The organism is Kitasatospora sp. NPDC127111 (genome assembly GCF_042677465.1).
Classification (GTDB): Bacteria; Actinomycetota; Actinomycetes; order Streptomycetales; family Streptomycetaceae; genus Kitasatospora.
This window is the reverse complement of sequence record NZ_JBHXTG010000034.1, coordinates 72,162-81,735: the sequence shown is the minus strand read 5'-3', so window position 1 is coordinate 81,735 and position 9,574 is coordinate 72,162. Positions and strand designations below refer to the sequence as shown.

Below are 9,574 nucleotides of genomic sequence, written 5' to 3'. Positions count from 1 at the left end.
CCCTTGCGGGGGTGCGGGCCGCCGCCTGCAAGACGCCGTACGGCTCCGGTCACGGCACCGGCCGGAGGTCCGGCGGTCCCGGGACGAGGGCGCGCAGCACCAGGTCGACCTGGACGTGGGCGGCGCCCGCCCGCAGCAGGGCGGTGGAGATGGCGCGTAACTCCTCGGGGCCGGTGCAGGCGAGCCGCAGTTCGAGGTCGGCCTCGCCGGCCAGTGCGAGACCGCTCCGCACCGCCGGGAACTCGGCGGCCAGCCGCTGGAAGTCCAGCGGGACGGGGCCGAAGCCGACCCGGGCGATGGCGTGCAGTGACCGGGCTCCCTCCGGCCGCGGCTCGGCGCCGCCGGGGAGCAGGTGGAGGGCGGTCACCGGGGCTGGAGCCGGGCCGCCGGGGCGGGGGAGCGGCCGGCCGTGACCGGCGGCGCGACCAGCCTCGGGTCCACCACCAGGGCGTCCACGCCGAGCGGTGCGGTGAGCGCCCGCAGGGCCGGCTCGCCGAGCTCGGTGAACGCCTGGTCCGGGCCGAGGAGTGCGGTGAGGGCCTCGGCGGTGGCGAAGCCGACCGCGCAGCGGCGGCCGTCGCGGAGGCGGAACAGGCGGAGGGCGGTGGTGCGTCCGGTGACGGTGACCGGGACGTGCCAGACGACGCGGGCCATGCGGGTGCTCCCGAGGAGTGGTGGGCCTGCCGGAACTGCTCCTCCGACGCTAGGACGGCACCGGCCGCCCGGCCGCCGTCCATACGCAGCGTTGACCGAATGCCGCGCCGTGTTGACGGAGTTCTGACGCCCGCTCCGAGGAGCCGCCACCGGCGCCTCCCTATCCTTCCCTTTCATCCCGTCGCTGATGGTAGGTTGGGGAAGGAAAGGGAAGAGTGAAGGGAGGGGCGGGGGATGCCGCAGTACTACTCGGTGGAGCAGGTGGCCGAGCTGCTCGGCCTGCACGTCCGGACCGTCCGCGGCTACATCCGCGACGGCCGGCTCCGGGCCACCAGGATCGGCAAGCAGTACCGGATCGCCGCCGCCGGCCTGGAGGCCCTCACCGGGGCCCCGGCCGCCCCGGCCGTCCCCGAGCGGCGCCACGCCGAGGTGTCGGCGATCGTCCAGGTGGACGGCGTCGGCCGGGCGGAGGCCGCCCGCCTCGCCAACACCGTGATGGCGGCGATCGCGGGCCCGCGCGAGGGCGGCACCCCGCTGCGGGTCGAGACCGTGCACAACGAGGAGCGCGAGACCCTCAAGGTCATCGTGCTCGGGGGCCTGGCCGACACCGCCGAACTGCTCGCCATCGTCCACACGCTCATCGAGGAGAACCGGAATGTCTGACCGCCACGAGGTCACCGTCCTGCGCCTGCCCGCCGAGGGGGCGCCGATCCTGGGCGAACGGGAGGCCACGGACGTGATCGGCGACGCCTTCGGGCACGGCGCCACCTGGGTGGTCGTCCCGGCGGCCCGCTTCGAGGACGACTTCTTCCGGCTGAGCACCCGCGTCGCCGGCGGCATCGTGCAGAAGTTCGTCAACTACCGCGTCGGCCTCGCCGTCGTCGGCGACATCTCCCGGCACACCGCCGTGAGCACCGCCCTGCGGGACTTCGTCCGGGAGTGCAACCGCGGCGGCGAGCTCTGGTTCCTGGCCGACGAGGCCGAGTTCGACGCCAAGCTGGCCGCCCGCACCGCCGGGGTGTGACGCCGCCGCGCCCGTCCGCGGACGCCGCTCCGCTTGCCCCGCGCCCGTCCCGGGACCACGGTGGACCTGACCGCCGCGGACCCGTGACGGGCGTCGGCGCGTGCTCCGGGCGGGGGGAGGTGGAGCGGAGGGGCGGTCACGAGATATCTTGACGTCAAGACGTTGGAGACGTGAAGCGGAGTACCGATGACTGACTCGACCATCATCTATACGCACACCGACGAGGCGCCGGCCCTGGCAACGTACTCGTTCCTGCCCGTGGTCCAGGCCTACGCCTCCACGGCGGGCGTGCAGGTGGAGACTCGCGACATCTCCCTGGCCGGGCGGATCATCGCGAGCTTCCCGGAGCGTCTGGCGGAGGGCCAGCGGATCGAGGACGCCCTCGCCGAGCTAGGCGAGCTCGCCAAGACCCCGGACGCCAACATCATCAAGCTGCCGAACATCTCGGCCTCCATCCCGCAGCTGAAGGCGGCCATCGCCGAGCTGCAGGCGCAGGGCTACGCGCTGCCGGACTACCCGGACGACCCGCAGACCGACGAGGACAAGGACGTCCGCGCCCGCTACGACAAGGTCAAGGGCAGCGCCGTCAACCCCGTCCTGCGGGAGGGCAACTCGGACCGCCGCGCCCCCGCGTCGGTCAAGAACTACGCCAAGACGCACCCGCACCGCATGGGCGCCTGGACCGCCGAGTCCAAGACCAACGTCGCCACCATGAGCGAGAACGACTTCGCGTCCACCGAGAAGTCCGCCGTGATCGCCGAGGACGGCTCGCTCCGCATCGAGCTGGTCGGCGAGGACGGCACCACCACCGTGCTGCGCGAGTCGGTGCCGGTGCTGGCCGGCGAGGTCGTCGACGCCTCCGTGATGCGCGCCGCCGCCCTGAACGAGTTCCTGGCCGCCCAGGTGGCCCGCGCCAAGGCCGAGGGCGTGCTGTTCTCGGTGCACCTCAAGGCCACCATGATGAAGGTCTCCGACCCGATCATCTTCGGCCACGTGGTCCGCGCCTTCTTCCCGCAGACCTTCGCCAAGTACGGCGACGTCCTGGTCGCCGCGGGCCTGAACCCGAACAACGGCCTCGGCGGCATCCTCGCGGGCCTGGACAAGGTGCCGCACCTGGGCGAGGAGATCAAGGCCTCGTTCGAGGCCGAGCTGGCCGACGGCCCGGCCCTCGCCATGGTCGACTCGGACAAGGGCATCACCAACCTGCACGTGCCGAGCGACGTCATCGTCGACGCCTCGATGCCGGCCATGATCCGCACCTCGGGCCACATGTGGGGCCCGGACGGCAACGAGGCCGACACCCTGGCCGTGCTGCCGGACCACAGCTACGCCGGCGTGTACCAGGCCGTCATCGAGGACTGCCGCGCCCACGGCGCCTTCGACCCGGCCACCATGGGCTCGGTGCCGAACGTCGGCCTGATGGCCCAGGCGGCCGAGGAGTACGGCAGCCACGACAAGACCTTCGAGATCGCGGCCGCCGGCACCGTCCGCCTGGTCGACACCGAGGGCAACGTCGTGCTGGAGCAGGCCGTCCAGCCGGGCGACATCTTCCGCTCCTGCCAGACCAAGGACCTGCCGATCCGCGACTGGGTCAAGCTGGCCGTCACCCGTGCCCGCGCCACCGGCAGCCCGGCCGTCTTCTGGCTGGACGAGGCCCGCGCGCACGACGCCGTCCTGATCGAGAAGGTCAAGACCTACCTGGCGGAGCACGACACCACCGGCCTGCAGATCGAGATCAAGTCCCCGGTCGAGGCCACCAAGTTCTCGCTGGAGCGCATCCGCCGCGGCGAGGACACCATCTCGGTGACCGGCAACGTGCTGCGTGACTACCTGACCGACCTGTTCCCGATCCTGGAGCTGGGCACCAGCGCCAAGATGCTGTCGGTCGTCCCGCTGATCAACGGCGGCGGCCTGTTCGAGACCGGCGCCGGCGGCTCCGCCCCGAAGCACGTCCAGCAGCTGGTCAAGGAGAACTACCTGCGCTGGGACAGCCTGGGCGAGTTCTTCGCGCTGGCCGCCAGCTTCGAGCACCTCGCCACCAGCACCGGCAACGCCCGCGCCCAGGTGCTGGCCGACACCCTGGACCGCGCCACCGGCACCTTCCTCAACGAGGACAAGTCGCCGAGCCGCCGCCTCGGTGGCATCGACAACCGCGGCAGCCACTTCTACCTGGCCATGTACTGGGCCCAGGAGCTGGCCGGGCAGACCGCCGACGCCGAGCTGGCGCAGGCGTTCGCGGGCCTGGCCCAGGCGCTGACCGAGCAGGAGCAGACCATCGTGGACGAGCTGATCGCCGTCCAGGGCTCGCCGGTCGACCTCGGTGGCTACTACCAGCCGGACCCGGCCAAGGCCGCGGCCGTGATGCGCCCGTCGAAGACCTTCAACGACGCGCTGGCCAGCCTCGGCTGATCACGGTCTAGTTGAGGTACCGGGAGGCCCCCGGGTCCGGTTGCGGACCCGGGGGCCTTCCCGTGCCTTCCCCCCTGCCTTCCCCCGTGCCGCCGTCCGGCCCGCGGGCTCCCAGGGCTCCCAGGGCTCCCGGGGCCGGAGCGGGGCGGCTCAGGAGAGGCCGAGGAGCGCACCGGCCCCGGCGAGCAGCAGGACGGCCGCGCCGTTGGCCCGCGGGTAGAGCAGCGCCGTCGCGACCGCCTCGCGCAGCAGCGGGTACGGCCCGTGCGCCAGCAGCCCGTCCGCGCCGGCCACCCGGCCGGGGACGCCGGCCCGGCGCGCGGCGAGCCCCGAGCGGGGCACGTGGAAGCCGCTGGTGACCACGGTGCAGCGGTAGCCGGGTCGTTCCGCGGCCATCAGCGCCGCGCTGAAGCGCAGGTTCTCGGTGGTGTTCGCGGCCCGCTCCTCGCGCCGGATCCGCTCGGCCGGCACACCCCGGGCGGTCAGCCAGCGGGCCATCGCGGCGGCCTCGGTGCAGTCGTCGCGCGGGCCCTTCCCGCCGGTGACCAGCAGCAGCGGCGCGCGTCCGGCGGCCTGCTCGGCGGCGTAGCGGGCGAGCGCGGCCTCCAGCCGGGCCACCAGCAGCGGGGCCGGTTCGCAGCCGTCGAGCCCGGCGCCCAGCACCACGAGGAAGTCGGCCCCGGCGGGGTCCGGCCGGCGGCGGTCGAACAGCGCCCAGCCGAGGAAGCCGAGCAGCCAGAGCACGGCGTACCCGCCGAGCAGGACGGCGACGATCGACAGGGTGCCCATGGTGTCCGAGCCTAGGACCTCCCCTGGACTCCGCGACCCCCGCCCGGCACTTCGGGGGCGGGGGTCGCGGTGGCGGGGCGCGTGGCGGCCGGGCTCAGTGCTCGCCCTCGGGGCGGGCCCGGCGGGGGAGCAGGAAGGCGACGCCGAAGGCGAGGGCCAGCAGGACGGCGGTGAGCCCGAAGGTCCAGCCGGCCGCGTGGCGGAAGCCGTCCGAGCCGGCCCAGCCGAAGAAGGCCGTCCCGAGCAGTGCGACGCCGATCGAGCCGCCCAGTTGCTGCTGGGCGTTGAGCACGCCGGAGGCCGAGCCGGTCTCCGACTCCTCGACGCCGGCCAGGGCGATGTCGAAGAACGGCGCCATGATCAGGCCGAGGCCGAAGCCGGTGAGGGCGAGTCCGGGGATCAGCTCCCAGCTGGTCAGGCCGCCGGCCCAGTGCTCGACGGAGGCCCGGAGGGCGAGCGTGCCCGCGGTGGCGACGGCCATGCCGGCGTGCAGCACCCGCCGGCCGTAGCGGGGGCCGAGGAAGCCGCCGGAGAGGATCGCGCCGGCCACGATGCCGAGCGAGAGCGGGATCATGCTGAGGCCGGAGTGCAGCGGGGTCCAGCCGAGGCCGAGCTGGAGGTACAGGGTGAAGGTCAGCATCAGGCCGGACAACGCCGCGAAGAAGACCAGCCCGGTGGCGAGCGCCGAGGTGAAGGCCCGCTTGGCGAACAGCGAGGGCTCGATCAACGGGGTGCCGCCGCGCCGCAGGACCCGGCGCTGGTGGAGGGCGAAGATCCGGAGGACCGGCAGCGAGGCGGCCATCGCCAGGTAGGTCCAGAGCGGCCAGCCGAGCTCGCGGCCCTGCACCAGCGGGTAGACCAGCAGCAGCACGGCGGCACTGAGCAGCAGGACGCCGACCGGGTCGAGCCGCCCGGCCTCGGCGCCGCGGGTGGTGCGGTTGGCGGGCAGGATCTTCACGGCGGCGAACACCGCGAGCAGGCCGAGCGGCAGGTTGATCAGGAAGACCATCCGCCAGCCCGTGCCGAACCAGTCGGCGTCGGTGAGGTAGCCGCCCAGGGTCGGCCCGAGGACGGAGGAGAGCCCGAGGACCGGGCCGAACAGGCCGAAGGCGGCGCCGACCTCCTTCGGCGGGAACATCGCCTTGATCAGGCCGAGCCCCTGCGGGATCAGCAGGGCGGCGAACAGGCCCTGGACGGTCCGGGCGGCGATCAGGGTGCCGGCGCCGGTCGAGGCGGCGCAGAGCACGGAGGCGACGGTGAAGCCGGCCGCGCCGGTGACGAAGAGGCGCTTGCGGCCGAAGAGGTCGCCGAGCCGGCCGCCGGTGATCAGCAGGACGGCGAAGGCGAGCGTGTAGGCGGCGGAGATCCACTGGATCTGCGCCTCGGTGCCGCCGAAGTCGCGCTGGATGGCGGGGGAGGCGACGCCGACGATCGTGGTGTCGAGGAGGTCCATCACCTCGGCCGCCAGGATGACGGCGAGCGCGGCCCAGCGCAGCCGGTAGCCCGCCGGTTCGGGCTCGGCGGCCGTGCGGGTGGCCGGGGGAGGGAGGGTCTGACTGGTCATGAGTGGCTCTCCGGAGGTGGGAGCTGGACGAACCTCGTTCGTCCGAACGAACACTGTTTTTCGCAACGAACAGTGTTCTTCCATGGAACGGTGTTCGTGTCAAGTAATGTGGACCCGTCGCCGACCCGAAGGAGCCCCCCATGACCAGTGCCGCCCCGCGTTCGAGCTGGTCAGCGCACTGGCCGGAGAAGGAGCAGGGCTCGCCGCGGCGCCAGCCGCTGACCCGCGAGCGGATCGTCGAGGCGGCGCTGCGGATCGTCGACACCGAGGGCATGGACGCGCTGAGCATGCGCCGGGTCGGCCAGGAGCTCGACACCGGCGCGGCCAGCCTCTACGCCCACGTCGGCAACAAGGAGGAGCTGATCGAGCTGGTCCTCGACCTCGCCTACTCCGAGGTCGAGCTCGAACGGCCGGATCCCGCCGACTGGCAGGACCAGATCAAGCGGCTGATGCGCCGCTCGCGGGACGTCCTGCTCGGCCACCGGGACCTCGCCAAGGCCGCCGTGGTCGCCAACGTCCCGATGACGCCGCACGCGATGGACATCGCCGAGGCCATGCTCGGCATCCTGCGCGCGGGCGGTCTGGACGAGCAGACGGCCGCCTACGGGGTGGACCTGCTCGGCCTGTACACCACCGCGACCACCTTCGAGGTCTCGACCCGCGGCGGCGGGAACTCCCAGGAGTACACCGACCGGGTCCGGCAGTACTTCGCGACGATCCCGGTCGACCGCTACCCGATGATCACCTCGATGGCGGCCGCCCTCACCCGCAACGTCGGCGACGAGCGGTTCGAGTTCGGCCTGGACATCCTGGTGGCCGGCCTGGCCCGCCAGGCCGGCCCGGCCGCCTGACCTCCGGGCTCCCCGGCGGGCTGGCTCCTCCCCGATCGCATGGTCCCGGGAACGCCGGAACCCCCCGCCCGGGCGTCGGGCGGGGGGTTCCTCGGTGGTGCGGCGGGCTCAGCCGGCGTCGGCGGCCGGGGCCGGACGCTGGCCGCGCTTGTCCAGCGAGGCCAGGTACGCGTTGTACGCCGCCAGCTCGGCGTCACCGTTGCGGTCCTCGGCGCGGTCGCGGCGGCGGGACAGCCGCTGCTCGGACCGCATCCACTGGTAGACCAGCGCGATCAGCACGATCGCGGTCGGGATCTCGCCGAACGCCCAGGTGATCCCGCCGGCCAGCTTCTGGTCCGCCAGCAGGTCCGTCCCGGGTGGCGCGCCGTCCTCGGTGAAGGTGGTGACCAGCTGGTGGCTGGCCATCATCACGGCGACGCCGAAGAAGGCGTGGAACGGCATCCCCATGAACAGTTCGATGATCCGCATCACGTGGCCGGGCCGGTTCGGGCCCGGGTCCACGCCCATGATCGGCCAGAAGAACGCCAGCCCGGTGGCGAGGAAGTGCACCATCATGAAGATGTGCCCGAGGCGGTACTGCATCAGGAAGTCGAAGAGCGGGGTGAAGTACACCCCGTACAGGCTCGCGATGAACAGCGGGATGGTGAACGCCGGGTGCGAGATCACCTTGACGTAGGTGCTGTGCAGCAGCGCCACCAGCAGCTCCCGCGGTCCGCGCGGACGGCCCTTGCCGGCCGGGCGCAGCGCGCGCAGCGCCAGCGTGATCGGCGCGCCGAGCAGCAGCAGGATCGGCGAGAGCATGGACAGCACCATGTGCTGCATCATGTGCGCGCTGAACAGCACCATGCCGTAGTCGTTCAGCCCGGTGCAGGTGACCAGGATCACCGAGGCGATGCCCGCCACCCAGCCGACGGCCCGGCCGACCGGCCAGCGGTCGCCGCGCCGGTACAGCCGGACCACGCCCGTCCCGTACAGCGCCAGCGCGACCAGGCTGCCGATCAGGAACACCCAGTCGGGGGACCAGGTCAGGACGTTCGAGAGGGAGAACGGTCCGAGCTGCGTCATCCCCCCGTGGTGGTGCATGCCTGACATTCCGTCGCCCATCGGCGGGTCCTGCTTTCCCTCTTCGCGGCCCCTGGGTGGGTCCGGTTCGCCCGTTTTGCTTCGGGAACAGCCTAGGCGGGCCTTACCCCGGCGCTTCGCCCACCCCCCGGCCGGGCGGCTTCAGGACCGCGGGACGAGGGTGTTCTCGTTGCGCCGGCCGGCCGCGAAGTCGTCGAGGTTGCGGACGGTGGCGGCGATGATCTGGCCGACGGCGGTGTCGGTGAAGTACGCCTGGTGCGAGGTGACCACCACGTGGGGGAAGGTGACCAGCCGGGCCAGGACGTCGTCGGAGATGCCCTCGATCGAGCGGTCCGTGAAGAAGACGCCGCTCTCCTCCTCGTAGACGTCGAGGCCGACGCCGGAGAGCCGGCCGGCCCGCAGCGTCTCGACCAGGGCGGCGGTGTCCACCAGGCCGCCGCGGCTGGAGTTGACCAGGAGGGCGTCGTCCTTCATCCGGGCCAGCGCGGCGGCGTCGATCAGGTGGTGGGTGTCCGGCACCAGCGGGACGTGCAGGCTGACCAGGTCGGCGCGGGAGAGCAGCTCGGGCAGGTCCGTGTAGGTCATGCCGAGCGCGACGCACTCCGGGTTGGCGGCGAGGTCCCAGCCGAGCAGTTCGGTGCCGAAGCCGTGGGCGATCCGGGTGAAGCACGTGCCGATCTTGCCGGTGCCGATCACGCCGACCGTCATGCCGTGGATGTCGCGCCCGAGCAGGCCGTCGAGGCGGAAGTCGAACTCCCGGCTGCGGTTCGCGGCCCGGGTCAGCCGCCGGTTGACCGCCAGCGCCAGCGCCCAGGCGTGCTCGGCCACCGCGTACGGGCTGTAGTGGGAGACCCGGCCGACGGTCAGGCCCAGCTCGGCGGCGGCGGTCAGGTCGATGTTGTTGAACCCGGTGGAACGCTGGACGATCAGTTCGGTGCCGCCGGCGGCCAGCAGGGCGAGCGTCCCGGCGTCCAGCTCGGCGTTGACGCTGCTGCTCACGGCCGGGTACCCGGCGGCCAGCGGCGCGGTGTCGCGGTTGAGGAAGACGTCCAGGCAGCGCAGCTCGTGCCGGCCCGCGAACGCCTGCTCCAGCAGCGGCCGCTCGTCGGCCTGCACGCCGTACGCGAGGATCTCCATCGGCTGGTCCCTTCCGGTGGTGGTCTGGTCCACCGGTCACGCTAGCCGCGGCGGGCGGGCGGG

Annotated in this window: 10 protein-coding genes; 4 read left to right on the top strand and 6 right to left on the bottom strand. The window is 72.9% G+C overall.

The genetic code is table 11. The features are described from left to right. Nucleotides 1–49 precede the first annotated feature (49 nt). Both ACFVHB_RS21385 and ACFVHB_RS21380 read right to left on the bottom strand, forming a co-directional pair. Complete coding sequence (locus ACFVHB_RS21385; protein WP_380324364.1) at nt 50–367, bottom strand: hypothetical protein; 318 nt, start codon at nt 365–367, stop codon at nt 50–52. Next, nucleotides 364–654: an SAV_915 family protein gene (locus ACFVHB_RS21380; protein WP_380324361.1), complete on the bottom strand. Its 291-nt coding sequence runs from the start codon at nt 652–654 to the stop codon at nt 364–366. Before ACFVHB_RS21380 ends, ACFVHB_RS21385 begins: the two co-directional genes overlap by 4 nt. A gap of 234 nt (nt 655–888) precedes the next feature. Here ACFVHB_RS21380 and ACFVHB_RS21375 point away from each other — a divergent pair, with 234 nt between their 5' ends. From ACFVHB_RS21375 to ACFVHB_RS21365, 3 genes are all read left to right on the top strand, one after another. Beyond that, on the top strand, nt 889–1,317 hold the full coding sequence (locus ACFVHB_RS21375; protein ID WP_380324358.1) for a helix-turn-helix domain-containing protein: 429 nt from the start codon (nt 889–891) through the stop codon (nt 1,315–1,317). Then, a complete protein-coding gene (locus ACFVHB_RS21370; protein WP_380324355.1) occupies nt 1,310–1,678 on the top strand; it encodes a DUF4180 domain-containing protein in 369 nt (122 codons plus the stop codon). The genes ACFVHB_RS21375 and ACFVHB_RS21370 overlap by 8 nt, the downstream gene beginning before the upstream one ends. A gap of 186 nt (nt 1,679–1,864) precedes the next feature. Further along, nucleotides 1,865–4,087 (top strand): NADP-dependent isocitrate dehydrogenase, encoded by a 2,223-nt coding sequence (locus ACFVHB_RS21365; RefSeq protein ID WP_380324352.1) that lies wholly within the window; start codon nt 1,865–1,867, stop codon nt 4,085–4,087. A gap of 150 nt (nt 4,088–4,237) precedes the next feature. On the opposite strand, the gene ACFVHB_RS21360 is transcribed toward ACFVHB_RS21365, so the two are convergent. Next, complete coding sequence (locus ACFVHB_RS21360; protein ID WP_380324349.1) at nt 4,238–4,876, bottom strand: YdcF family protein; 639 nt, start codon at nt 4,874–4,876, stop codon at nt 4,238–4,240. 94 nt (nt 4,877–4,970) lie between these two features. Then, nucleotides 4,971–6,440 carry an MFS transporter gene (locus ACFVHB_RS21355; RefSeq protein ID WP_380324346.1) on the bottom strand — a complete coding sequence of 490 codons (1,470 nt, stop codon included), beginning with the start codon at nt 6,438–6,440 and terminating at the stop codon, nt 4,971–4,973. 140 nt (nt 6,441–6,580) lie between these two features. On the opposite strand from ACFVHB_RS21355, the gene ACFVHB_RS21350 reads away from it, so the two are divergent. Then, the gene (locus tag ACFVHB_RS21350; protein ID WP_380324343.1) at nt 6,581–7,291 is read left to right on the top strand and encodes a TetR/AcrR family transcriptional regulator; all 711 of its coding nucleotides are present in this window, start codon (nt 6,581–6,583) and stop codon (nt 7,289–7,291) included. A gap of 108 nt (nt 7,292–7,399) precedes the next feature. Here ACFVHB_RS21350 and ACFVHB_RS21345 read toward each other — a convergent pair whose 3' ends face one another. After that, the gene (locus ACFVHB_RS21345; protein ID WP_380324340.1) at nt 7,400–8,374 is read right to left on the bottom strand and encodes a cytochrome c oxidase assembly protein; all 975 of its coding nucleotides are present in this window, start codon (nt 8,372–8,374) and stop codon (nt 7,400–7,402) included. A gap of 141 nt (nt 8,375–8,515) precedes the next feature. After that, nucleotides 8,516–9,511 carry a 2-hydroxyacid dehydrogenase gene (locus tag ACFVHB_RS21340; protein WP_380324367.1) on the bottom strand — a complete coding sequence of 332 codons (996 nt, stop codon included), beginning with the start codon at nt 9,509–9,511 and terminating at the stop codon, nt 8,516–8,518. Between the last annotated feature and the right edge of the window lie 63 nt (nt 9,512–9,574).